Raw genomic sequence first — 26,647 nt, 5'->3', positions numbered from 1 at the left:
ATAACCTCGCTGACTGCGAGGTTATTTTTTATTCCCAAACAAGATTAGGAAATCACCATATCCTTCTTTTTCTAGCTCTTCTTTTTGAATAAAGCGTAGCGCTGCTGAATTAATACAATAACGAAGGCCGTTTGGTCCTGGACCGTCTGGAAATACATGCCCAAGATGTGAATCTCCTTCTTTACTTCTCACTTCCGTACGCGTCATATTATGACTAACATCCATTTTTTCTTTCACACTAGCTGACATAACCGGTTTCGTAAAACTCGGCCATCCACAGCCGCTATCAAACTTATCGGAAGAAGTAAATAATGGTTCACCCGAAACAATATCTACATAAAGCCCTTCTTCTTTATGATTCCAATATTCATTTTGGAAAGGCGGTTCAGTTCCATTTTCCTGTGTTACATAAAACTGCATCTCGTTGAGTTTTTCTTTTAAATGAGTATTATCTTTTGGCCAATGTTGTTTAATAAACGCATCTCGTCCTGAGCCCTTACGGTATAACTCGTAGCGGAATGTGTTTTTCTTATGATACCCTTGATGATATTCTTCAGCTGAATAAAATGTAGAAGCTGGTAATAGTTTTGTCGCAATTGGCTTTGAAAAGCGCCCACTCTTTGCAAGCACTTCTTTTGAAGCCTCTGCTTTTTTATGTTGTTCTTCATTATGATAAAAAATTACCGTTTCGTAAGACTGTCCACGATCGTGAAATTGTCCTCCTATATCAGTCGGATCAATTTGTCTCCAATATATATTTAATAACTCTTCATATGGCATTTTATTTGCATCAAATGTAATTTGTACTGCTTCATAATGCCCAGTTGTTTCCGAGCACACTTCTTTATACGTTGGATCCTCTTTATGGCCACCTGTATAGCCTGAAACAACCTGTATAATCCCTTCCATCTCTTCAAATGGCGAAACCATACACCAGAAACACCCTCCGGCAAACGTAGCTAACTCTATCTTTTCATTTACAGCCATTATTTCACCCCTATTCTATCTTCTCCTTACAGTATGGCATAAGGAACGTCATGTTATAAAAGAAAAAGCATCGAACATCGATGCTTTTTCTTTACTTCAATTTATTTTTTTCAACGTCCTTCTCCATTTCATCACTTGTCACATCTAAGACATCTAATAAGAAAATGAAGATTGGAATACCGATAATAAGTCCCCACACACCTAAGAAATGCTCAGAGAAAATTAATACCATAAATGTGTAGAAGATTGGTAAGTTTGTTTTTTGAGACATAAACTTCGGATTTAATACATAGCTCTCAAGTGCATGAATTACTGTTACGATAACTACAATATAAACGACATACATAATACCGCCAATATTGTAAGCAATCATACAGAGTGGGAATAACGAGATAATAACACCCGCCACTGGAATTAAACCAAGCAAGAAAATCATTAACGCTAAACCTAGTAATTGCGGGAATCCTAATATCCATAATGCAATAACAGATAAAACACAGTTAACAATTGCAATTAAAAATTGTGCTTCGATTACTTTTCCAAATGAACGTGCAAATTTCTTTCCGAAATACTCTATTTCATTATAGAAAATTGCAAGTCGGCTTTCTTTAAATTTCGAAGTAAAAGCAACGATACGTGCTTTTTCAAGTAAGAAAAATAAACTTAAAATTACAGAAAGTAAAACTTGAAGGCCAAATTTCCCAACATTCGTAATAGATTTATACAAAATGTCTACGCCTTGCCCCACATATTTAGAAAGCTCCATATGATTAACAGCATTAACTGCATACTTAATTAATTCACTATCAGGTGGATTTCTTAAAAATACATTAAATTGATAAATCAATTGTGAAATTTGTATTGTTAATACCGGTAAATATTTAAATAGCGTAATGGCAATTCCCGCCACTAACATTACATATAAAAGCGCTATAATAATTTTTCGATTAATTGGCATGAAATGATCTAATTTACGAGAAATAAACTTTTGGAATCGATCCATTAAATACGTCAACATAAACGTAATTAAAATTAAATTTAACATACTTTGCATCCCATACAATATGAGAGCAAGTAATACTAATACGATTAACCTCTGAAATCCTTTGCTTTGAAACAGGTTTTTTATTTGCATAATCGACGAGTACTCTCTCCTGTCCTATAAAGTAAAACGTTAACAAGTAGATCTCTCTCTATTTTCTACTTATAATTATCCTTTAATATTAAAGCCATTGCGAGCAATTTATATTCAACCCTAACCACCCGTTAATTGTGCTATATATTATGTTATTTCTTATTTTACAATACAATGACCTATTTCAGAACGCATTATACGTAGTATTAATGAAGATTTAAGGAAACTTTTATCCTTCAATAGGTCTTACCACTACTGTAACATAAAAAGCAAGCTATCAGTAGAAATCCGTCCTACAAATAACTTGCTTTTATATTTTTTTTAGTAAGTTTTATCATCCAATAAACGGCATGAACATTGGAATAACCACCACTGTTACGACACCAACCACTGTCACAGCGATACTGGCCATAGCTGCTTCTACTTCACCCATTTCGATACCTACTGCAACCCCTAACGCATGTCCTGCTGTTCCAAGCGCTAAACCTTTAGCAATCGGATGTTTAACTCTAAATGTTTTTAAGAATAAAGCTCCTAATGCGTATACGATAACAGCATTAAAGATAACTGCAAATGATGTAATTGCTGGAATACCACCGATACTTTCAGAGATTGGTAATGCAATTGCTGTTGTTGCTGCCTGCGGTAACATTGAGTTCATTACAGCTGTATCTAGACCAATTGCTTTTGCGACAATGAACACAACAACCACTGAACAAATAGATCCAACCACAATAGCCGATAAAATTTGCCACCAATATTTTTTTAACTTATCAACTTGTTTATATAATGGAATTGCAAAGGCGATTGTTGCTGGCTCTAAGAAGAAGCTAATCATTTTTCCGCCAGTATTATATTCTTCAAAAGTAAAGTTACCTACTTTTAGAAAGACAATCCCTAATACCATCGCTACGAATAATGGTGTGAATAAGAAGAATCCTTTTGAATGCTTAAATAATAATGTTCCGATTCCGTATGCGATTAATGAAACGACGATTCCGAAATATGGAGTCATTGTGCTTGCCATGTTCATTCCCTCCTAACAATATATACTAAATTGGTTACGCAACTTTTCCGTGCTTGCGTCCTTTATTTACTACTTTCAATTCTTTCGTATCTTCTATTTCTTTATCGTCTTTTCCTAAAATAAATTGTGCAAATAATCCTGTTACAGCGAGTAAAATAATTGTTGCGACAACAATTACAGTTAAAATTTGTACAAAATATTGTCCCATTACACCGAGAGAATTAATAACCGAAATACCTGATGGAACGAAAAGGAATCCGATAATACCTGTTAAGGCCGTTCCGAACGATTCAACTTGTTCCAATTTAATAACTTTTAAACATAATAGGCTAAATAAAATAACTAATCCGATCACCGATGAAGGCATCGGAATTGGTAAATGCGTTGCAATAATATTAGAAACTAACATAATAGCTGAAAATATGAATGCTTGTGATAAGAAACTATATACTTTTTTCGTACTCATTTTGGCCACCTCTTTCGATTTGGTACCTTTATTGTATAAGATAAAAACAAAACCGTAAGCGTTTACATAACAGAACGTCAAATATACAAAATTAGTTGCAAAAATAGGCAGACGAAATACAAAAAGCTACTTCTTAAATACGAAGTAGCTTTTTAAGTTCTTTTGCATATGTACGGCTAACCGGGACTTTGGATCCCTCTTTCATAATTAAGTTATAAGTCGAATTAAACCACGGCTGTATCTCAGAAATATGATTAATATTAGCAACGAAACTACGATGAACACGCATAAAACTTGCTTGCGGCAACTTCTTTTCCAAAATTACAAGTGTATCGTGTGTTACATATGTTTCTCTCGTCGTTTTTACTGTCACCTTTCCGTCCACAAGTCCTACATATATAATATCTTCAATATTCACGAGTACAATCGATTCTTCAATTGGTAATGCTAATTTATGCATCTCGGCCGTTACATCTACACTCTTTACATCTTGCTTTGTTTCTAACTTTATTTGCTTTTGTTTTTTATATTTCTTTAATGTCTGTACGATACGTTCTTCATCAAATGGCTTTAAAATGTAATCTAACGCATCTACTTCAAATGCTTGCAATGCATATTGATCATAGGCAGTAGCAAACACAATTGAAGGTGGGTTTTTCATTTTCTTTAATATATTTGCGATTTCAAATCCATTATCATCAGATAACTGAATATCTAGAAAAACAATATCTGGTTTGTTTTTCATTAATTCTTCTAATGCATCCTCTACACAATCCGCCTCACCAATTATCTCTACTTCTTTTGTTTTCTCTAATAAATATTTCAATTCATCCCGTGCTAACATTTCATCATCAACTACTAATACTTTTAACACTCCGTTTTTCCTCCTCTACTTTTTTCGGAATCACAAAGAGGATCTTTGTCCCTTGCTCTAATTCACTTTCAATTTGAAGCATTGTCTCTTTCCCAAATAACCCGATAAGTCGTTCATTAATATTATATAAGGCTGTTCCCGTCCCTTTCTTTGATGGAACTACCATTTTTCCTAATTGCTCTAGACGTTCACTCTCAATCCCTTGTCCATTATCCTTTACTTCAAAGTGAACCATCCCTTCTTTTTCAAACACATGTACCTCGACTTGGCACACTGGCTGCTTTTTCGGAAAAGCATGGCGCAATGCATTTTCAACTAATAGCTGAAGCACAAATGGTGGAACTAAAGTCACCTTTAGTGCCTCTTCAATGTACATCTTCACTTCATACTTATTCGGAAATCTCGCTTGCTCTAACGATAAATATGCATGTACATGATTCAACTCTTGTTCTAATGGAATAAGTAATTGTCGTGCCCCTTGCAAATTACAACGAAAATAAACGCTAAGCTGCAATAATAATTTTCTCGCTTTCTCTACATCTGTTCGGCATAAAGCTGATACTGTATTAATTGCATTAAATAAAAAATGCGGATTGATTTGTGCTTGCAACGCTTTTATTTCGGCATCTTGCAATAACTTACTTTGTAACTCAGCTTCACCTAACTCAAGCTGTGTGGAGAATATTTTCGCTAGCCCTTCCGCTAACTCTTCTTCAACACGACTTAATTGATTAGGGTTTTTAAAATAAAGTTTTAATGTTCCTATCGTATTTCCATGTGAAGTTAATGGAATAACAACTGCTGCTTGTAATGGACACCCTTCATGTTGACAATTAATAATCTCACGTGATTTTGCCTTCATTATTTTCCCTGTTTTTAATACTTCTTTTGATAAACCTGTTATTAAACTGTGTGAAGGAATATGATGATCTGATGCTAATCCAACGTGAGCTAAGATTTCCTCTGTATCTGTTAAGGATACCGCATCTGTTCCCGTAAAGCGGTGAATAATTTGTGCCACATGTTTACAAGACTCTTCTGTTAACCCTTGGCGGAAATATGGTAACGTCTTATCAGCAATTCGTAATACTTTATGCGTTTGCAAAGCTTTTGCGTTTTCTTCTTGTCGTAAAATAGCTAGTATCATCGAAAGTAAAATGAAACTGCCAAAACTATTTACAAGAATCATCGGTAGCGCAATTGTTTTCACAACACTAAGTCCATCTTCTATAATTAATAGAATCATAAGCATTTCTAAAGTAACGATAAAAACACTTAAAATCGCAGAAAATTTAGGAGTAATAGTACGGTTATATTTTTTGAAAATGTATCCAATATAACCTGTTATAATCCCAGCCAAAATTGATGAAATTGCACAACTTACTGCCGTCGTCCCGCCAAGCATATAACGATGAATACCCGCAATAGAACCTACTCCAATCCCGACGATAGGACCGCCAAGCAATCCACTAATTCCAACACCCATGATTCGTGTATTCGCAATTGTGCTGGATGATGAAACACCTTGTAACCAATTTTCATTCATAATAGTATTTCCTGCTATTTCAATCCCTGTGTAATTGCTTACAATTGTAAACACTGAAAAAATACAAATAAGCTTAAACTTATCTACATATCCGTCTTGCTTATGAAGAAGACGCCGGAACGTTTTAATATGAGAGAGTAAAAATCCTAAAATAACAATAAGTCCGACGCGTTCAATCATCATAAGTACTAAATTTAGCATCTGTGATTCATTCCTTTTTATATTAGTTAGTTTTATTATGGGAAAATAATGAAGCGTGCGTCAAGGAGAATGAAATGTTTTTTGAAATATTTTACACATAACTATCCCCTCTTTATTTGACAATCTAACAGAAGAGTGCTAAAAATAAAGTAATATAATACAGTCCTTTAACCCAACCCCGTGAGGTTGAGAAGGAAGTCGGAATATACTATACGTATGGTCTTTTTTAGGGATACGTATGCTTTTTTGGCCTTCTCATCATATCAGGTGAGAAGGCCTTTTGTTATTCTTCCATAGTGACTGTAGAAGAAAATAAGGAGGAGTAATGATGAACGTCACTACTAATGTACAATCATCAACAGAGGAGACGAAAGAGAAAAGATATAAAACATTGTTTGGTTCTGCGCTAGGATATGCAGCAGAAGGTTTAGACATGTTGCTCTTATCTTTCGTACTCGTCTACATTTTAAAAGAATTTCATTTAAGCCCTGTTGAAGGTGGAAACTTAACATTAGCTACCACAATAGGAATGCTAATCGGGTCTTATTTATTTGGATTTATTGCTGATTTATTTGGGCGTATCCGTACGATGGCCTTCACAATCTTACTATTCTCACTAGCAACAGCACTTATTTATTTCGCAACAGATTATTGGCAATTATTAATTCTTCGCTTTTTAGTTGGAATGGGAGTTGGTGGTGAATTCGGGATTGGGATGGCCATCGTAACTGAAACATGGTCTAAAGAAATGCGCGCTAAGGCGACATCCGTTGTTGCACTTGGATGGCAATTTGGCGTACTAGTCGCTTCACTTCTTCCGGCATTTATCGTCCCGCATTTCGGATGGAGAGCTGTTTTCTTATTTGGACTCATTCCCGCTCTACTAGCTGTTTACATCCGTAAAAGTTTAAGTGAACCGAAAATATGGGAACAAAAACAACGATACAAAAAAGAATTATTACAAAAAGAAGCTAAAGGTAATTTAACAACTACTGAGGCAGAACAACTAAAGCAAATGAAAAAGTTCCCACTTCGAAGGTTATTTGCCAATAAAAAAGTAACGATAACAACAATTGGTCTTATTATTATGTCATTCATCCAGAACTTCGGATATTATGGAATTTTCACATGGATGCCAACTATTTTAGCGAATAAATATAACTACACATTAGCAAAAGCGAGCGGCTGGATGTTCATCTCTACGATCGGCATGCTAATTGGAATTGCGACTTTTGGTATTCTAGCCGATAAAATTGGTCGCCGTAAAACTTTTACAATCTATTATGTCGGTGGTACTATATACTGTCTCATTTACTTCTTCTTATTCACAGACTCAACATCATTGTTATGGGGAAGTGCATTGCTTGGATTCTTTGCCAATGGCATGATGGGGGGATTCGGAGCAATTTTAGCTGAAAACTATCCTGCTGAAGCTCGCTCGACAGCAGAGAACTTTATTTTCGGTACAGGACGTGGGTTAGCTGGATTTGGACCTGTTATTATCGGCTTACTTGCTGCAGGTGGTAATTTAATGGGAGCATTATCTCTCATCTTCATTATCTATCCAATCGGTTTAGTTACAATGCTATTATGTGTCCCAGAGACGAAAGATAAAGTATTAGAATAGATTGAAACTGTACGAAATGTTTATCCAAATACTGTCCCCTCAGGAAAAGTATTTGGATAAATGGCAAAGAGGAAGCATCTCAAATGAAATGCTTCCTCTTCTTATATAAATACAATTATTTATTTTGATTTACTAGCTTTTTGGAACAAGAAGCTAGTTTTATCTTCTTCTTTTACAATACCTTGTTTTAAGGCTAATTCCCCTGCGACTTTAGGCGCTAGCCATAGCATTGGGAATAACAGAATAGATACCGGAACAGCCGTCACTACAATGAAGGATTGTAAGGCGTTAATACTTCCCTCACCCATATATAAAAGAATCGCCGCAACTGCGCCCATAATAAGCGACCAAAAAACTCGCAAACTAATTCTAGGATCTCCATCTCCAGTCACTGCCATTGAAATCGAATAAGCCATTGAATCTCCTGTTGTCACTACAAATAAAATTGTTAATAAAAGAAATGCAGGTCCAATAATATTAGATAGTGGCAACTGCTGCGTAATTGCAATCATAGCCGCTGGCATACCAGATTCACTTAATGCGGTCGAGATAGAACCAGGATTCATTAACTCATAAAACACACCTGATCCCCCTAGTATAGTAAACCAAAACGTTGTAATAATAGGTGCAATAATTCCAATTGCAACGATGATTTCTCGGATTGTTCTTCCTCTTGAAATTCGGCTCACTAAAATTGCCATCATCGGTCCATATCCAATAAACCATCCCCAGAAAAAGATTGTCCACGATCCTAACCAAGCTGTATCACCACGATATGTGCTCATTGGAATAAATTCATTTATATAAAATCCAAACGAAGAAACAAATGAATCGATAATAAATCCACCTGGTCCAAATAGTAATACAAATACCATTAATAGAACTGCTAACCTAACATTTAAATTACTTATAATTTGAATCCCTTTATCAATTCCTGTTACCGCAGATATAGTAGAAACAGCTACCACACAAACAATAATGGCTAATTGAGTAGTAAACACATCAGGAATGTTAAACAATGCTTGTAACCCATAACTTGCTTGCAAGCCTAAAAATCCGATTGGACCAATCGTCCCTGCAGCTACCGCAATAATGGCAAATACATCGATCATTGTTCCAAGCCAACTCTTTCGTAATTTCTCTCCAAAAATAGGATATAAAAGCGTTCGAGGTTTTAAAGGCATATCTTTATGATAATGCCCGTACATCATAACTACCGCACTAATTGTACCTAAAATCGTCCAAGCCAGGAAACCCCAGTGCATATAACTTTGTGCTAAAGCCGGCATTACCGCTTCTTTCGTTCCAGCAGTTATGCCTTCATGTATTGGTGGCACCGTCATCAAATGGTACATCGGCTCTGCGGCTGCCCAAAAAACGCCACCTCCGGCAAGTAATGTAGACATAATAATAGCGAGCCATTTTGTCGTACTAATCTCAGGTTTTTCTAGTCCCCCAAGTTTAACTCTCCCATATTTCGAAAACGCCATACACATTGCAACAACAAATGTACCAATTAATAAAACCTGCCAAAAGGCACCAAAATATTTAATTGAAGCTGCAAAACTGCTATTAATGGCTCCCTCTACGTAACTTTTATTTAAAATAACTGCAATTACAAATAATAAAAGTGAGCCACCACTAATAAGAAATACAGGCCAATCCGTTTTTCGACTCTTCTTCCTCATTTACACTTCCTCCTTCCTCAGCAATCTAAAAAAACAACTTTATTATGTTTTCTTGTTTACACCCAAAACACAATGATTATATAAGCATAATAATCCATCAATTTTCTACACACTTATGTTGTCCCTAAAAATATGCTAAATCCCTTATTTAAAAGAAAATTTCTATTCCTATTACATAAAAAAGCAAAACAAAAGACCTTATATTTCTATAAGGTCTTCGAAACAGAAATTTGATTATAACATAAGGAACTCCTTGGTTCAAAAAGCCCTTTCCAAAAATAGCCGATAGTAAAGGCTTCCATTTGCTACGTAACAGTAATTAAAAAAAATTATATTTTGCAGAAAAAAAACTATACTAGCTATTATTTATGAAAGAAATTTGGCTTCAAAATTTCATTCGGATACGGTTTGTGATAAATATGAGTGGTAGCTGGCGACAGTGGTGGAATGAGCCACACCCAATTGCCCGTTACAACCCGTCCACATGCCGCTTCTTGCTTCTCAAATTGTTGAAATTGTTGTGCAGCTGTATGATGATCCACAATACTAACTCCTTGTTTTTTGAAGGAATGTAATACAGCAATATTTAACTCAATTAGTGCCTTGTCTTTCCATAACGTACCGTTTCTAGATGTATCGAGATTCATCATCTCTGCAACCGCTGGCAGTAAATTATAACGATCATGATCCGCTAAGTTACGGGCCCCAATTTCCGTACCCATATACCAACCATTGAACGGAGCAGCTGTATAGGAAATACCGCCAATTTCTAAGCGCATATCTGAAATCATTGGAACCCCATACCATTTTGCTCCTAAAGATAAGATTGGGTACTCTGGATGTTCAATTGGTACCTCTTTCACTTCTTTTTTAGGAATTTCTTTATATACGGGTTCTTTCCCATCGACAGAAAAAACAAGTGGCAATACATCGAAATTCGTACCTTCTCCTTGCCAGCCAAGTTCCTGACAAAAATCTGTAAACGCAGTGGAATGAGAGTCACCAATCACTCCCATTTCTGTTTTATATCCTGCATACCGAATCAATTGGTGATTATAAATTCGTATATTATTTTCTTCACCTTGATATTGCTTAAAAATTGTAATTGTCGGTTTAACTTTCCCATCGTTCGTTGCATATTTAATATGATGAATTAATGCATTGTATACACCTTCCTCATCATTTACCTCACGTGCATCTAATATGTGCATCTTACTCCAAAATAGTCTTCCGATACATCGATTACTATTGCGCCATGCCATTCGTGATCCATGAACAAGTTCTTCAAATGTATGCTCATACGTCCCCGTCTTCTCTATCTCAACTTGAATTTCTTTTATTCTCTCTTCTATGAATTGTTCTTTATTAAGCTCTTTATAGCAAACCGTAATAAAATGACTCGCTTCCTCTATTAATTGTTTCGTTTTACTCATAAACGATCTCCTTCTATTTCAACAAAACGTTACTACTTTACAGTATAAGCAAAAAGAATAAGAGTCACAAATGAAAGTCGAAGTGTTACTTTTATTGTAATATTTTTCAGAAAATTAAAGAGATTACTATTGACTTGTATAAAAAATAGGTGTATTTTTGACTCAGGTAAATTATTTTTACCTAGACCAACTTTTTAATAAGAAAGGAGGGAATGTTATGTCTTCATTTCAATTGCCAAAGCTTTCATATGACTATGATGAACTAGAGCCATATATCGATAGCAACACGCTTTCTATTCATCATGGAAAGCACCATGCGACATACGTAAATAACTTGAATGCCGCTTTAGAAAACTATACGGAATTACATAATAAATCTTTAGAAGAGTTACTATGTAATTTAGAAACTTTACCAAAAGAAATTGTTACAGCTGTCAGAAATAACGGTGGTGGACATTATTGTCATAGTCTTTTTTGGGAATTAATGAGCCCGCGAGGTGGCGGTGAGCCTAATGGAGACGTTGCAAAAGTAATTGATTATTATTTCAATACCTTTGACAACTTAAAAGATCAACTTTCCAAAGCAGCTATTAGTCGTTTTGGAAGTGGCTATGGATGGCTTGTTCTGGACGGTGAGGAACTTTCCGTTATGAGTACACCCAATCAAGATACACCTTTGCAAGAAGGTAAAATTCCATTACTCGTCATCGATGTATGGGAACACGCCTATTATTTAAAGTATCAAAATCGGCGTCCAGAATTTGTTACCAACTGGTGGCATACGGTGGACTGGGACCGGGTAAATGAAAAGTATTTACAAGCAATTCAATCACAAACACATTAGTCGTGCGTATAAGGTAAATTTGGTAATGTAAAATTAGTATTGTCGAAATCCTCCAGAATCCCCCGGATTGCCACCGGGGGATTTATGATTATTTCATTGTATTTATGTAATAACGTAAAACTTTTTCCGTCTCTAATTTCAACTCTCGGAACGGGAATCCTAATTCACGAGCCTTTCCATTATGTAACGTACAATTAATCACTCCATTATAAGGAGCTATATTATCTCCTACTTCTTGAATGAGCGCTTTTCTCCCGGTATTCTCTTCTATGAAACGAATAACTTCTCTGGTAGAAACCACCCCGTTACTACAAGCATTAATTGGCCCTTCTATGTTTTCCATCCCGCACCAAGCTAAAAACTGTCCTGCTTCCTTTTCATGTATAAATGACAACTCTCCATCTACATGATCCACAACGATAGACTCTTGTTTCACAACATGTTCAACGTAAAATTGTAATCTTTTCGTATAATCGTTTTCTCCAATAACAACTGGAAAACGCACTGCGACAACTGGAAATGTTGCATGTTGAAATAAAACTGCTTCGGCTAATCGCTTACCTTCACTATAATTGAAATCATTCCTACCTCCATACGTAATTGTATACTCGTACGGATTGAAGTTTTCTTCTAACAGGCCTAGCGCAGGCTCATAGACAGCCATTGAAGATGTCATAATGTATTTCTTCGTTTTTCCTTTTAGCACTTCACATATTATCTTCGCTGCATTCGAGCTATAGCATAAATTATCGTATACGATATCATAACTTTTACCTTCAAAACGCTCTTCTAGTAGCCTCTCATCTTCTCTATCTACAATCAGTCTTTTTACTGCACCTCCAAAGGAATCTTCAGTAACTCCCCTCGTCGCAATCGTTACATCATGTCCAGCTTGCAACAGTACTTCTACTAAATGTTTACCAAAAAATCTTGTTCCCCCTAGCACCAATACTTTTTTCACCTTCATCATCCCCGTTTTCAAAAATTGTAAAATACTACCTCTATTATTATAAACGCTAAAATAAAAAAACATGGAATCAGTTTAACGATTCCATGTTTTTTCTACACACGATACATTAACGTACTCGATATTTAAAAATACAATAGCAGCAATATAAAATAGAAATTACTGATACATAAACCCATAGTTCATATATGAATCCCTCGCCCCATACTCCCATAAAATAAAAGAGTGAAGGCAACGTCAATGTTACCCATGATTGTACAAAGGCAATTCTGCCAAGATATTGATTGATATTCTTTTTTTGTGCATTTAATACAAAGAATAAATACCAAAGTAATGCCCACATAAACCATGTTAACGCATTAACAACATCGTGGAATTGAACAAATGAAACAATCATATAGAATAAAGCAATAATTGCTACCCAAATACAGAACCAGCCTAGTCCACTACTATCCATTCCTTTAATAAAAGTAACGCCTACATATAAATAAGTTAAACCAAATAAAAAAGTAGCCGCATATGAATATACCGTCCAATTACTTTGATCAGAAATCATAATCAAATAGAACGGAATGATAATTTGTAGTGCCCCCACAAATAAATTAAAGACACCTGCACTTTTCATCTCTACTTTGCCTAATATGACAAGACTATTTAAAAATAAAGCTGCACCTGAAAGTAATAATCCTACGTAACCCATATATATTCGTGTGAAAATCTTTCCCTTTCACACTTTTAACCTCCCCACAATATAAAGTGATACTTTATCCCGCATTAACGAGCAGTAAAACTCCCACCTCAAAATTCAGCTAGAGCAAAGAAGTTAGGCGGGAGATCAACTGCCCGTAAAGCCCGATTGGTGAAGGCTAATAATCAGTGGGGATGAACAACCCCCACCCACTGATTAAAGTTTCACTTTATTATTTTTCTTCCTATTTAAAACTACATACATAATTTTTAATCTGAATAAGTCAGACTTCCTACCTTAAAGAATAACAAATTTAAAACGCTTTCAATAATAAATAACCCTATCAAAACATGAAATAGGATTCCTTGATTATAAACGTACTCTAACAATGATACAAGTGTTGGAATACTTTTCAATACTACGTTTTGAATTTCTATAAAAAATTAGTAGAATGATACATTTTCCCTATCTCATTCTATTAATTATTTGCATAGAATATCGTACACTCATATTAATTTAGAAAGGTTTGATATTTATGCCTCTTCATTATCCAAATCATTTTGTTTTTCACTCCACAGGTGTATTAACAAGAGAGCCTGCAACTGTTTCAGCAGTAGTAAACATTGTAAATTTAGATGCATATTACACACACCATGTAACTATAGAGGTTTGGGATTGGTCTAACTATTCTAATCCTGTAAAATTACCTGTACTACTTGGTGAAAATACGGAAGTAGCATTCCCATATATTTTACAAGGCAACCACTTAGCAGTTTTTTATGCTGATTTAGATGACTCTATTGATTTGTATGAAATCCGTATTTCTTATCCTGGCCACTCCAATATTGTTGCAAATTGTTTTGGGCGAAGTATCCCGCCATATACAAGCCAAGAAGGTAATACAGTATACCATAAACAACTCGTTCGAATTCATTAAATCTCCCCTATTATGTGAAAGGGGCTGGTCAGTAATACATTTATCTTTATAAGATAATCGTATTACTGACCTAAAGCGTGATAGTCAATCTTGATAGTTTCTCATTTTGAACACTTGCTATTTATCATAAATATCATTCGGATTTATTGTAGGAACAAATCCATTTGTAGAACTATATTTTTTAGATACATTATCTGGGGTCACGGTAAACGTTACAATTTTATTGCTTTGTTGTTTAAAATAACGCATCCAATTTTGACTCCATTCATCTTTCGCAATAACTTGTTTATTGAAGTCTTCCCACAATACACCATGTATAAAATTCAAGGATGTATTTTTGATTGTGTCAAATCCCCAATTCTGTATAAGAAGCAGGTTGGAATCAACACTTTTAATTTCTTTTAATAAATTTACATATGCTTCTCGAAATTTCCCTTGTGTAGACGGCTGATCATAAAAATAGTCATCAATATCACCAGCTGTATCTAAAAACACCCCATCTATTCCTTTTCCAATGACTTGCTGTTTCACCTTATTCACAACAATCCCACGGTAGTGTTCATCAGCTAAATTCATAATATATGTATCCCACTGCTCAATCTTCATTTTCTTACCATCTCTATAATAATAGTCTGATTCAACTACTTGCGATTTATGCCACGATTCTAATTCTAAAACACTAACATAGCCAAGAACTACCGTTCCTGATTTTTTTAATTGCTGAACCTGTTCTTTCGTAAATGCATATGGCTCTATAATAACCATGTCATACTTTGAAAGTCTCTCAATTACTTGCTCATTTGCTTCACCATAATAAATTTTATAACTTCGTACATTTTTTAAAACTGGTTCCACAACATTTGCTTGTGCGGATGTACTTGAGGAAAAAATAAAAGAAAATATAGCTAAAAAACATACGGAACGTTTCCACTCCATAATAATATTACCCCCTATACAACTGTAATTTTCTATTGTTTTAAATGTTAATACAAATATAGTAATACCATAACATTCTACATTTTTTCAAACTCGATTTTTTATAAAAATTCCAATAAATGCAATACATTAACAAAAATTAGAATTTATTTCACTTGAATTTACTACATCTCTGTTGATAAAATGATTTGGGCTTTATATATTATATATCTTAAAATAATTCTTTTAAATTATGTATTTTATTTCAGTGTACTATTCCTCAAAATTAAATTTGCAAACGAAAGAAGGGATTTTTTTATGCACTATAGACAATCTAATATATTCCAAAAGATGATTGAACCTACGATTCTCTTTATTGCACTATTTTTTCTATCAATACTAACTGATTTTCTTACACCAACGTATGAATACTTCTTACTCTTATTTATTACATTAATTATCTCTAGCCGATATGGCATATCTATTGCCATTTTCGCCTTTTTGGAAGCAATGATTTATATTTTTATAAGCGGTATATATAAAGAAAATGATGTATTGTTGTACTTTTATTCATTAGATTACTGGATAAGTTGGATTTTCTTACTTGTTATTAGTTTATGCTGTGGACTGATGAGCACTGCACAAAAAGAACGTTATGAAGATGTACATATGATAAATAATGAGCTGAAGGCTGAAAATAAAGAATTAAAATATGTCGTGAAACAATTGGATGAAACACGTATTACACTACGTTCTCGTGTACTTGAATCAAATAACCACTTATCTAAAATGTATCATATGTTTAAAGCTTTAAATCATACACATCCTGAAATTGTACTCGATGAAGGAATGAATGTATTAAAAATGTATTTTGGAGCAAAAAAAATTGGTATCTATCACGTTGATAACAATAAACAATCGCTTCGTATTAAATTAAGAGCTGAAACTGGTAAAAATACATTATCCCAATCTATTTTCGTTAAAAACGCTTCCTTAGTCATCAAAAATGCGCTAGCGCATAATCGACCTTTTTTCCGTACAGATGAGGATTTTCAAGACGCTCCACTTTTAGTTGGTCCCGTCCTATTCCAAGATGATGTACAATACGTCATTATATTAGACGAAATCGAGTTTTCAAAAGTAACTTCTGAGCAATTCGAACTTTTCACATGGTATTTACGCTGGATGGGTGATCGTTTACAAAACGCTTCTAATCTTTGGCTATCCAGTCAAGAGGATCGCACATTCCCTAAAACAAGCATTTATTATGAAGATGAATTTGAACATTTACTAAAAATAGAAAAGAAACGGTACGAAACATTATCTTATCCATATTCCTATTTTGAGTTCAATGCTCCACAAGATTCTTTAGGAATGATAAATTCTATTTTAAAAGACCACTTGCGAGATATCGATATATTCGGTTATAGTACAACCGAGCAGAAAATCATGATTTTATTACCTGGCACTGAAGAACAGTTTTATATACAAGTTCAAACTCGTATACAAAACGCTCTTTCTTCTAAAGGAGTGATAGTCTAATGATTTTACTCCTTCTTTATTTTATTTATGTTATTTCGGTTTTTCTTTTATTTCGATTTACGAAAAGTTTGATTACTAAAGATAAAAAAGGAATTATTGAATTTTGCTTGATTCTATCTCTTCTTTTCCCACTTATCGGACTTATTGTATCAGCAATCATGTTATTACTTAATATAAGACGCTCCAAAACCGAGTGGTTACAGCAATACTCTGATTATGTTGCCTTTCACGTTGATAATTACGAAGATATTTTGGAATCAGCAAAACAAGATATGGACTTAATTTCATTTTCTTCTGGATTAGAACTAGATAAGCCTGAATTACATAAACAACTCATTGTACAGTTAAGCTCCTCCTCTATTGCTAATGAAGGAGGCTTATTGAAAGAAGCCATTCACCATAAAGATCCTGAAACTGTGCATTACGCAGCAACTACTATTAATTTACTAAATGAACGGTACGAAAAACAAATCGAATACTTAAATAAGCAATTTCTACAAAATCCACAAAATGAAATTGCAAAAGAATTGGTTTCTAACTATTTAAGATATATAAACAGTGGTCTTCTTTCTAATCAGCAAAAAGAAAAAATAATCGCTAAATTTATGAATTTTATTACACAAGGTGTAGAACTATTCCCTAACGAACCTCTTTACCCTTTCCATCTTGGAAATCTGTTTCTACACACAAAACAATATGCAAAGTCTGAAGAACAATTTTTAAAGCTTATTCATTTCTATCCTGAATCATATTACGGTTACGTTGGTTTACTTGAAATATATTATGAGCAACAGTTATGGGACGAGCTCTATAACTTAATCAATAATCTAACGGATGCAAAAAGAGTTCATATACTACCGCGTAAATATCAATTATTTGTAAGGCAGTTTGGAGGCGCACACATTGAAAAAGGGGATTAATATATATATCGGGATTATTAGTATCATTTTATTTCTCTTAATTTTATCCATCCTTATATATCGAACAGAAAATTTTTATCAAAAGTTTTCTGTTCCTAAAACTAAAGAAACAGCTACTGTTAAAACACTCAAAGCAAAAGATGTAGCTCAAAATGGACAAAAAATGCAATTATACGTTTTAAAAACGGATAATACATTAGGGCAACAAGTCGAATTTAATACGAAGAAGGCAATGGATTACGCACACCTACACTATAAAGATATTACAGCTAATGAAATTAAGGGACTTACACCCTCTCCCTATACAGGGATTATTATTACAGGTGAAATAATGGAGCAACTTCCACAAGCTGATATTCAAAATTTTGTACAAATGGGCGGAAGAATTATTATCGCAAACCGACTTGATTCAGATCCTTCCTGGAACACATTATTTGGTATTACCCAAAAAGAAGGTTTCAAAGATGCGAAAGGATTAACCTTTGAAGAAGTTTTATTCCCTGGTTATCCAGATCTCTCAAGTTCTTCTCCATTGTTTACTCATAGCTCAATGAATATTACGCTAGATGAGAATACAACTAATACTTGGATTACAGCGGAAGATACTCCCATCCTTTGGACCAATGACTACGGTGAAGGAAAAGTCTTATATTGGAATACAACAGCATTGAACGATAAATTAGGTAGAGGTATGTTCGTTCAATCACTGGGTACTATTTTCCCGACTTTCGCTTCAGCACAACTTGGAGCGGAGATTATGTATATCGATGACTTCCCATCTCCGATTCCAAGTGGAGAACTAAAAAACTTAACGAAAGAAAAAATTTCTGTTGAAGAATTTTATAAAAAACATTGGTGGAAAAATATGAAGGATATCTCTGAAGATCTTGATATTAAATATACGGGTGTTGCCATTGGGACGTACCAAAATAAAGTAACGCCACCCTTTGAAGATTTCACAGGTAAAAATAGAAATACCTATTTATTATTTGGGAGAGAATTACTAAGTCACGGCGGGGAAATAGGCATTCATGGCTATAACCATCAACCTTTATTATTACCACCAGATCCAGTAGATAAAGCACTTGAATATGTTCCATGGAATTCAAAAGAGGATATGGAGAGCTCCTTAGATGCTCTGCAAAAACTCGTGTATAACTTCTTTCCAAACGAAAAATTAAAAACCTATGTACCACCATCCAATATTATAAATACAGCTGGATTAAGTGCATTAAACGACGCAGTTCCAACTATGGAAACAGTTGCTTCTCTATATGTGGGAAGTAAAAGTAACGGTAGTTTAATTCAAGAATTTGGACCAGATGAACATAATAAAAACATTTATCACTTCCCGCGCATTACAAGCGGCTATGCTATCACAGATGAAGAGCAATTTATCTTAACTGATGTTACCGCAAATTTAGGGGTTATCTCACATTTCGTCCATCCAGATGATATCCTTGATGAAAAACGCTCAGGTAATTTAACATGGGAAGAATTATTTAAAGCTTATAAAAAGACAATTAAAGAAATACGAGAAAGATATCCTTATATAAAAAGTATGACCCAAAGTGAAGCAACTGCTTCTATGAAAATTTATCAAACTGGTGACCTAGATGTTTCTTATGAAGATGATGCTGTTCACATTGCATATAAAGGGTTACCAAACCATACTTCAACAATTATACGTGTAGAAGAAGGTAAGAAGATACAACCTGGCTCATTCTCTTACGGTACAGTTAAAAAGCTTGATTCCCAAATTTATAGCGTTACGTTAACGAAAGCCAGCGCTACGATTCCAATTAAAGGAGCATAACAGATGAGAATAGGTTTGGTCGTTGAAGGCAGCTATCCCTTTGTAAGCGGAGGGGTAGCAAGCTGGGTTCAAATGATTATCCAGCAGTTTAAAGAACATGAATTTACGATTTTCGCGATAGTCCCTCAAGTAAAAACAGAAGATGAATATCAATATGAAATTCCAAGCAATGTAAAAAACATCATTCTGATTCCTTTGCAATCAGAAAATGAAGCAAAACATATAAAAACTAATTTAACTAAACAAGAAGTACAGACACTTCAAAAATGGTTTACATTTCAAGCCAACGATACAACAGCATTACAAATATTAGGGAATAAACAAAAGCTAGGAACACTCCATTCCTTCTTCGAAAGCCGTGAGTTTTATGCAATTGTTAAAGAAAGCTATTTATATGAAGAAAGTAGTGGATCCTTCTTAAATTACTTTTGGATGTGGAGATCTATGTTCACACCAATCATTCAAATTTTACAAATTGATTTTCCTGAATTAGATCTTATTCATTCTGTATCGACAGGGTATGGTGGATTGCTTGGTGCTGCAATTAGTGCCAAGTCCGATATACCATTTATTCTAACTGAACACGGTATTTATTCTCGGGAGCGTGAAGAAGAAATACTACAATCTACTTGGATACCAATTGAATATAAAAAAAGATGGGTTTCTTTCTTTCATCACTTGTCTCATCAAGCATATGAACAAGCCGCTGATGTAATTACGTTGTTCGGCCGAAATAGTGCATATCAAAAAGAATTAGGTGCTCCGGCCCATAAACTAAAAATCGTTCCAAATGGCGTTACTTTATCTGACTATAAAGGGTTACGTAAGCCAAAATACAATTCGGATAAACTCATCATTTCCGCTATTATACGAGTTGTGCCAATTAAAGATGTAAAAACAATGATTTATGCAGCTAAATTATTATTAGAAAAAGATATTCCATTTATATTTTACTTACTAGGTCCTGATACAGAAGAAGCAGAATATGCTCAGGAATGTCGTGATTTAATTCAACAATTAGGATTAGAAGAGCATGTAATAATGACCGGCAAAGTAAATATTAAAGATTACTTAAAACAAACAGATATTCTCGTATTAACAAGTATATCTGAAGGACAACCATTAGCTATGTTAGAAGGAATGGCAGCAGGATTACCATGGGTTGTTACAGATGTCGGCTCTTGTAAGGAATTAATTTACGGACAAGATGAAGATCCTTACGGACAATGTGGATTTGTTGTACCACCTGTATCTCCTGAACAAGTTGCCATTCATTTAGAGTGGTATTATCGTCACCCTGAATCCATTCAAAAATTTGGGGATAACGGGCGCAATCGTATTGAAGCGCACTATCAATTATCAGGTGTCGTTGATAGTTATCGTAAGCTTTACTTAGAAAGAGGTAAAAAAACATGGCAGGGATAGGATTTCGTTTACAAAAATTATTCCAAGAAGACTACTATTCTTCCAGAATAAAAGCGTACGGATTTTCATTATTTGTTACAGCTGGTCCTTGGTTAGTCGTTATTTTAGCAGTAACAGCTATTCGATACATTTTAAGTTTGTTCCATTCTATTTCAATTGAGGAACAGCGCCTTTTTACAATTTCAATTTCATACTGCTTCATTTTTTCTCAAATCATATATGGTGCCTTACAGCTCATCGTAACTAGATATGTGGCCGACCTTTTATACGAGCAAAAAGCTGATAAAGTATTTTCTTCCTTTTTAGGAATGACGAAAATCACACTTTTTTTAGCTATTATCTTATGGATTTTGTTTGCAATTTTTACACCATTAGCCTTGTATTATAAAATCGTGATGCTATTTTTATTTTTAGCTTTAAACATCATTTGGATTCAATCCATTTATTTAACAGCAGCTAAAGATTATCAATCCATCGCTCTTGCATTTTTAATTGGTTCCATTTTCTCCTTATCTGGAATTGCGCTTATTGCTTACTGGCATCCAACACTTGGAATAGAACACGGATTGGCCCTATTACTTTTAATTTCTTTTACAATCGGGACTTTCATTACATTAGTGTGGTTAAGTATAGTTATTGTACGAATGTTTCCAAATAGTGATGCTACTGAACAATTTACCTTTCTTTCTTATTTAGATAAATATCCAGAACTATTTTGGTCAAGCTTACTTTACAATATTGGCATTTGGGTATGTAACTTTGTTATTTGGTTCGGAGAAGGGCGAGGAAATATTGAAAACACGTTTATTTATCATCAAATTTATGATACATCTGTTTTCTGGGCCTATTTAAGCATTATCCCAACCTATATTTTCTTCGTAGTATCCATTGAAACAAGGTTTTATGAACGGTATAAGAAGTTCTTCGGTTCAGTTAACAATGGGGCGACATTAAATACAATTTTACAATTAAAAGAATCAATGAACTTTGTCCTAAAGCAAGAAATGGAACGAATACTTCGTAATCAAGGTATTTTTTCTTTACTTATTATTTTTATAATATGGATGTTTAGTTCACAATCTGGGAACGTAACACTTGAATACTCTATTTTGCAGCTGACTATAATTGGTGCTTATGCAAACGGGATGGTCCTTGTTATCACATTACTACTCTTATATTTTGAAGATCGTAAAGGAGCATTTCGAACATCAGCCCTGTTCTTTTTTGCAAACCTGTTATTAAGTCTTCTTCTACTTCCATTTGGATTTAATGGTTACGGTATTAGTTTTGCACTCGGATCTTCTATTACATTCTTATATGCTATTTCTAGACTCTTTACTTACATTAAAGATATTGATTACTATACGTTTTGTCAGTCAAATACTCCTATAAAAAGGCGAACTTTCTTTACTAAATTTGCTAATAAACTTAATGGAAATAAATAAATAAAAATGACCTTTTGCTCCCGCAAAAGGTCATTTTTTTATCTGTTTATTAAACTTCTAGATAGCCATTTTTGTTATTTGATTGCCATCTCCAAGAGTCTGCACACATCTCTTCTAATCCACGTTTTGCTTCCCATCCTAATTCACGCTTCGCTTTCGATGCATCTGCAAAACATACTGCCACATCACCAGGACGACGTTCCGTAATTTTATAAGGAACTTCCTTGCCTGAAACTTTTTCAAATGCTTCAACCATTTCTAATACACTATAACCAGTACCTGTACCGAGATTGTATGCCTCTATCCCAGTAGTGCCAAGTACCTTTTCAAGCGCCTTTACATGGCCATTTGCTAAGTCTACAACATGAATATAATCACGGACACCCGTGCCATCTTTTGTTGGATAGTCATTTCCAAATACACTTAATTCCTTTAACTTCCCTACTGCTACTTGTGTTACATATGGCATTAAGTTATTTGGAATTCCGTTTGGATCTTCTCCAATGCGTCCACTTTCATGTGCACCAAATGGGTTGAAATAACGAAGTAATGCAATACTCCATCCTGCATCCGCAAATGCTACGTCACGCATAATTTGTTCAATCATTAATTTCGTTTGACCATATGGATTCGTTGCACTTAATGGAAACTCCTCCGTAATTGGTGATGTTTCTGGAATACCATACACTGTTGCAGATGAACTGAAGATCATCTTCTTCACATCATGCTTCTGCATCACTTCACACAGCACTAGTGTGCTCGTAATGTTGTTATGATAATACGTTAACGGAATTTCTACTGATTCCCCTACAGCCTTAAAGCCTGCAAAGTGAATAACAGCTTCAATTGTATTTTCTTCAAAAATCGTATCAAGTGCTTCTCGATTTAAAATATCTTCTTTATAAAATTTAAACTGTTTTCCTGTTATCTCTGTCACTCGATTTATAGACTCTACTGAGCTATTCGAAAGATTATCTACTACTATAATTTCGTAACCGTTTTTTAGTAATTCTACGCATGTATGACTACCAATATATCCTGCTCCACCTGTTACAAGTATTGCCATAATTATAGTCCTCCATATTTCATTCATTATAAACTTCTCAAAGTATATCACATATTTCTTACCATATGTTTATTATGCGAACACAGAAACTTACATTTTATCCCATGATTTTTTGTACAATACACGATTCAAATCAGGTAATAAAAAAAACGCCACATAACAGACATCGCGTGGCGTTTTTTGATTAAATTACGTAACAATATACACTTAGAAAATGTGCAAGACTACCTAACAATACAAAAACATGAAAAATTTCATGGTGTCCCATATATTTAAACTCCAACCATTTTGGCTTCGCACCGTAAATAAACCCACCAATTGTATAAAAAATGCCTCCAAGTACTAAGAAAATAATACCTCCTGTACTTAGATTCTCAGCTAGCGGTGCAAAGAATAGAACAATTAGCCAACCCATCAGAAGATAAATTGCTGTCGATAACCATCTTGGACAATTAAACCAAAACATTTTAAAAACAATACCACAAATTGCCGTTGCATAAACTAAACAGAATAATAGTAAACCATTTGCCGAATTTAATGTAATTAAACAAAAGGGTGCATATGTACCTGCAATTAATATGAAAATCATAGAATGATCTAGCTTCCTAAAGAAATAAATAACACGTTCACTAGCTACGACACTATGATACACAGCTGATGCCATATAAAGGACCATCATCCCGATACCGAATAAAATAACAGCTGTAATTGCAGCAACAGATGGCATCTTAACAGAAACTTTCACAAGCATAGCTAATAATGCAATAAATGATAATACAGCTCCTCCTAAGTGAGTAAATGCATTAACTGGTTCTCTTACATAAACATTCATATAAACACCCCTCATATAATTACATGTAGTTTTAATAACTACATGTAATTATATACACATTTTCCGTGCGGGTCAACATTTACAATTCATTTGTTTCGTAATACCATATTTAAAGATATACTAAACATTAAGTTCCACTAAGTTATAAAAGTGAGGGGTTCTACGTGGAAAATATAAATAAATTACTTGAATCATTACATTTAGAAAAAAGTATTAAACTTGAGGATATCCCAAATGTCGACTTATATGTAGACCAAGTTGTCCAACTATTTGAGAATACTTATGCGGATACAACGAGAACTAATGATGAAAAAGTATTAACAAAAACAATGATTAACAATTACGCAAAAGGGAAATTATTCATCCCTATCAAAAATAAAAAGTATTCAAAAGAACATATGATTTTAATCAGCTTAATTTATCAATTAAAAGGAGCTCTTTCCATTAATGATATAAAAAGCTCCTTAGAAAATATAAATGCACCGTTAATAAACGATGATACATTCGAATTAAACACTCTATATAAAGATTACCTTTCTCTTACTGACACCAATGTGGAAAGCTTTAAGCAAGATGTGAATAACCGTGTTAAGGAAGTAAACGAGGTTTCTTCCTTAGAAGATCCAAAGCTAGAAAAGTTTTTATTACTAACATCCTTCGTGACTATGAGTAATATGTATAGACGTTTAGCAGAGAAACTAGTTGATGACCTCAAAGAAACTTAAACAAAAAAACTATCCACCTGTTAGAGGTGGATAGTTTTTTTGTTTACTTAATTGCTTCATGAACCTTTAATTGTTTCCCTTTAATCGTTGTGTTTTTCATAATTTTTAAAACAAGTGGTCCTTTTCCATTTAATATTTCAACGTAAGAAACATTGTCTTGTATTGTAATAATACCTATATCTTCTGCTGTAACACCTTTAATTTTAGCAATTGTACCGACGAAATCTACCGCCCTAATTTTCTTTTTCTTCCCGCCATTAAAGTACAATTTCATAATTCCTTTGTTTAGGCCTGCATTTTTATCTTTCTTTATAATTGGTTTAGCATGTATCTTTTCCTCAAATACTGCTTTACCTTTCATAACTTCTTCTTTTGAAGGTGCAAGTGCCTTTGGAATTTCAAAGCCAATGTACTCCTCAATCTCTTCTAAAAATCTATTTTCATACGGCGTCATGAATGTAATAGCTTTCCCGTTATTACCAGCTCGTCCCGTTCTTCCCGTACGATGTACATAACTTTCTTTTTCTAATGGAATATCATAGTTAATAACATGTGTAATATTATCAATATCAATTCCTCTAGCAGCTACGTCTGTCGCTACTAAATAACGGAACTTTCCTTTTCTAAAATCGTCCATAACTTCAAAACGATCTTCTTGTACCATACCACCATGTATTTTGTCACAAGGATAGTTAACCCGCTTTAACTGTTGAAATACGTGATCTACATTTTCTTGCGTACGGCAAAAAATAATACAACTATCTGGATTCTCAATCGTTGTTACATCTTTAAGAAGTGAAAGCTTCTCCTCTTCTCTCATCTCAAAAAGTATATGTTCAATTTTATCTGTTGTAATCCCGGTAGCCTTAATTTCAATATGCGTTGGCGAATCCATATACGTACGAGATAACTTTTCAACATCTTTTGGAAGTGTTGCTGAAAATAGCATTGTCATTCGTTTTTTAGGTAATTCGTCAATAATTGCCTCTACTTGATCGATAAAACCCATATTCAGCATTTCATCCGCTTCATCAATAACTAAATACTTCAAACACTCTAAAGAAAGGGTACCTTTTTCAATATGATCTAACACACGGCCAGGAGTCCCAACTACAATATGTGTTTTTTGCTTTAACTCTAATTTTTGACGTGCAAATGGAGATTTGCCATAAACTGCAGCGGCCTTAATTCTTTTGAAACGACCTATATTCGTAATATCTTCTTTTACTTGCACCGCAAGCTCTCTCGTCGGTGTTAAAACTAAAGCTTGTGGCTTATTCTCTTCCCACTCCACCATTTCACAAAGTGGTATGCCAAATGAAGCGGTTTTTCCACTTCCAGTCTGTGATTTCACGACAAGGTCTTTCTTTTGCAAGGCAACTGGAATAACCTCTCCTTGCACTTCCGTTGGATGTTCATATCCTAAACCAGTAAGTGCTCTTACAATTTCTTTACTTAATGCATAATCAGCAAAACTTTTTTTACTCATATGTTAACCTCTTTTTATTCTGTATTATTTTCTTTTTTCGCTTTTCCTATCA

At 34.2% G+C, this 26,647-nt stretch carries 23 protein-coding genes; 9 read left to right on the top strand and 14 right to left on the bottom strand.

The genetic code is table 11. The annotated features are described in order from the left end of the window. Positions 1 to 21: 21 nt before the first annotated feature. The 6 genes from msrB to lytS form a co-directional block, all read right to left on the bottom strand. The gene (msrB, locus tag ABH959_RS19385) at positions 22 to 987 is read right to left on the bottom strand and encodes a peptide-methionine (R)-S-oxide reductase MsrB (protein ID WP_404493061.1); all 966 of its coding nucleotides are present in this window, start codon (positions 985 to 987) and stop codon (positions 22 to 24) included. Positions 988 to 1,078: 91 nt separating this feature from the next. Next, positions 1,079 to 2,122, bottom strand: coding sequence for an AI-2E family transporter (locus ABH959_RS19380; RefSeq protein WP_113936131.1), 1,044 nt, complete (start codon positions 2,120 to 2,122; stop codon positions 1,079 to 1,081). 334 nt (positions 2,123 to 2,456) lie between these two features. Further along, the gene (gene lrgB / locus ABH959_RS19375; protein ID WP_000168872.1) at positions 2,457 to 3,149 is read right to left on the bottom strand and encodes an antiholin-like protein LrgB; all 693 of its coding nucleotides are present in this window, start codon (positions 3,147 to 3,149) and stop codon (positions 2,457 to 2,459) included. Between the two features lie 34 nt (positions 3,150 to 3,183). Beyond that, positions 3,184 to 3,615: an antiholin-like murein hydrolase modulator LrgA gene (gene lrgA / locus ABH959_RS19370; protein WP_002068680.1), complete on the bottom strand. Its 432-nt coding sequence runs from the start codon at positions 3,613 to 3,615 to the stop codon at positions 3,184 to 3,186. Positions 3,616 to 3,748: 133 nt separating this feature from the next. Further along, positions 3,749 to 4,489: a LytR/AlgR family response regulator transcription factor gene (locus ABH959_RS19365; protein WP_113936130.1), complete on the bottom strand. Its 741-nt coding sequence runs from the start codon at positions 4,487 to 4,489 to the stop codon at positions 3,749 to 3,751. Beyond that, positions 4,467 to 6,236: a two-component system sensor histidine kinase LytS gene (lytS, locus tag ABH959_RS19360; RefSeq protein WP_002089899.1), complete on the bottom strand. Its 1,770-nt coding sequence runs from the start codon at positions 6,234 to 6,236 to the stop codon at positions 4,467 to 4,469. The genes ABH959_RS19365 and lytS overlap by 23 nt, the downstream gene beginning before the upstream one ends. A gap of 328 nt (positions 6,237 to 6,564) precedes the next feature. On the opposite strand from lytS, the gene ABH959_RS19355 reads away from it, so the two are divergent. Then, positions 6,565 to 7,863, top strand: a complete 1,299-nt coding sequence (locus ABH959_RS19355) for an MFS transporter (protein ID WP_113936128.1) — start codon at positions 6,565 to 6,567, stop codon at positions 7,861 to 7,863. A gap of 119 nt (positions 7,864 to 7,982) precedes the next feature. Here the strand turns inward: ABH959_RS19355 and ABH959_RS19350 are convergent, their stop codons facing one another. After that, positions 7,983 to 9,551, bottom strand: a complete 1,569-nt coding sequence (locus tag ABH959_RS19350) for a BCCT family transporter (RefSeq protein WP_113936127.1) — start codon at positions 9,549 to 9,551, stop codon at positions 7,983 to 7,985. Between the two features lie 362 nt (positions 9,552 to 9,913). After that, complete coding sequence (locus ABH959_RS19345; RefSeq protein ID WP_113936126.1) at positions 9,914 to 10,984, bottom strand: nitric oxide synthase oxygenase; 1,071 nt, start codon at positions 10,982 to 10,984, stop codon at positions 9,914 to 9,916. Between the two features lie 217 nt (positions 10,985 to 11,201). Between ABH959_RS19345 and sodA the strand changes: the two genes are divergently transcribed. Continuing rightward, positions 11,202 to 11,828, top strand: a complete 627-nt coding sequence (gene sodA / locus ABH959_RS19340; RefSeq protein ID WP_113936125.1) for a superoxide dismutase [Mn] — start codon at positions 11,202 to 11,204, stop codon at positions 11,826 to 11,828. Positions 11,829 to 11,916: 88 nt separating this feature from the next. Here the strand turns inward: sodA and ABH959_RS19335 are convergent, their stop codons facing one another. Next, a complete protein-coding gene (locus ABH959_RS19335; protein ID WP_181777897.1) occupies positions 11,917 to 12,861 on the bottom strand; it encodes an NAD-dependent epimerase/dehydratase family protein in 945 nt (314 codons plus the stop codon). A gap of 43 nt (positions 12,862 to 12,904) precedes the next feature. Further along, complete coding sequence (locus ABH959_RS19330; RefSeq protein ID WP_002068662.1) at positions 12,905 to 13,495, bottom strand: AmiS/UreI family transporter; 591 nt, start codon at positions 13,493 to 13,495, stop codon at positions 12,905 to 12,907. A gap of 523 nt (positions 13,496 to 14,018) precedes the next feature. On the opposite strand from ABH959_RS19330, the gene ABH959_RS19325 reads away from it, so the two are divergent. Next, positions 14,019 to 14,420 carry a hypothetical protein gene (locus ABH959_RS19325; RefSeq protein WP_002143948.1) on the top strand — a complete coding sequence of 134 codons (402 nt, stop codon included), beginning with the start codon at positions 14,019 to 14,021 and terminating at the stop codon, positions 14,418 to 14,420. 117 nt (positions 14,421 to 14,537) lie between these two features. Here ABH959_RS19325 and ABH959_RS19320 read toward each other — a convergent pair whose 3' ends face one another. Next, positions 14,538 to 15,356 (bottom strand): glycoside hydrolase family 191 protein, encoded by an 819-nt coding sequence (locus ABH959_RS19320; protein ID WP_016096433.1) that lies wholly within the window; start codon positions 15,354 to 15,356, stop codon positions 14,538 to 14,540. Positions 15,357 to 15,653: 297 nt separating this feature from the next. Between ABH959_RS19320 and ABH959_RS19315 the strand changes: the two genes are divergently transcribed. The 5 genes from ABH959_RS19315 to pelG are packed head-to-tail and all read left to right on the top strand — an operon-like array spanning position 15,654 to position 22,483. Further along, on the top strand, positions 15,654 to 16,877 hold the full coding sequence (locus ABH959_RS19315) for a GAF domain-containing protein (protein WP_404493060.1): 1,224 nt from the start codon (positions 15,654 to 15,656) through the stop codon (positions 16,875 to 16,877). Continuing rightward, positions 16,877 to 17,797, top strand: a complete 921-nt coding sequence (locus tag ABH959_RS19310) for a tetratricopeptide repeat protein (RefSeq protein ID WP_113936121.1) — start codon at positions 16,877 to 16,879, stop codon at positions 17,795 to 17,797. The genes ABH959_RS19315 and ABH959_RS19310 overlap by 1 nt, the downstream gene beginning before the upstream one ends. Beyond that, positions 17,781 to 19,613: a DUF2194 domain-containing protein gene (locus ABH959_RS19305; protein WP_113936120.1), complete on the top strand. Its 1,833-nt coding sequence runs from the start codon at positions 17,781 to 17,783 to the stop codon at positions 19,611 to 19,613. The genes ABH959_RS19310 and ABH959_RS19305 overlap by 17 nt, the downstream gene beginning before the upstream one ends. 3 nt (positions 19,614 to 19,616) lie before the next feature. Beyond that, positions 19,617 to 21,038, top strand: a complete 1,422-nt coding sequence (gene pelF / locus ABH959_RS19300; protein ID WP_113936119.1) for a GT4 family glycosyltransferase PelF — start codon at positions 19,617 to 19,619, stop codon at positions 21,036 to 21,038. After that, on the top strand, positions 21,026 to 22,483 hold the full coding sequence (gene pelG, locus ABH959_RS19295; RefSeq protein WP_113936118.1) for an exopolysaccharide Pel transporter PelG: 1,458 nt from the start codon (positions 21,026 to 21,028) through the stop codon (positions 22,481 to 22,483). The genes pelF and pelG overlap by 13 nt, the downstream gene beginning before the upstream one ends. A gap of 49 nt (positions 22,484 to 22,532) precedes the next feature. Here pelG and galE read toward each other — a convergent pair whose 3' ends face one another. Both galE and trhA read right to left on the bottom strand, forming a co-directional pair. Next, positions 22,533 to 23,549, bottom strand: a complete 1,017-nt coding sequence (gene galE, locus ABH959_RS19290; RefSeq protein WP_113936117.1) for a UDP-glucose 4-epimerase GalE — start codon at positions 23,547 to 23,549, stop codon at positions 22,533 to 22,535. A gap of 184 nt (positions 23,550 to 23,733) precedes the next feature. After that, positions 23,734 to 24,381 carry a PAQR family membrane homeostasis protein TrhA gene (trhA, locus tag ABH959_RS19285; protein ID WP_105586729.1) on the bottom strand — a complete coding sequence of 216 codons (648 nt, stop codon included), beginning with the start codon at positions 24,379 to 24,381 and terminating at the stop codon, positions 23,734 to 23,736. A 164-nt stretch (positions 24,382 to 24,545) separates the two neighbouring features. Here trhA and ABH959_RS19280 point away from each other — a divergent pair, with 164 nt between their 5' ends. Continuing rightward, positions 24,546 to 25,106: a DUF1836 domain-containing protein gene (locus tag ABH959_RS19280; protein ID WP_002089923.1), complete on the top strand. Its 561-nt coding sequence runs from the start codon at positions 24,546 to 24,548 to the stop codon at positions 25,104 to 25,106. Between the two features lie 43 nt (positions 25,107 to 25,149). Here ABH959_RS19280 and ABH959_RS19275 read toward each other — a convergent pair whose 3' ends face one another. Further along, a complete protein-coding gene (locus ABH959_RS19275) occupies positions 25,150 to 26,595 on the bottom strand; it encodes a DEAD/DEAH box helicase (protein WP_113936116.1) in 1,446 nt (481 codons plus the stop codon). Positions 26,596 to 26,647 lie beyond the last annotated feature (52 nt).

Origin of the sequence: Bacillus sp. RC51 (genome assembly GCF_044908115.1) — a bacterium.
In the GTDB taxonomy this organism is placed as follows: Bacteria; Bacillota; Bacilli; order Bacillales; family Bacillaceae_G; genus Bacillus_A; species Bacillus_A mycoides.
Note: the sequence above shows the minus strand (reverse complement) of the source record. Positions and strands in the feature narration are given on the sequence as shown.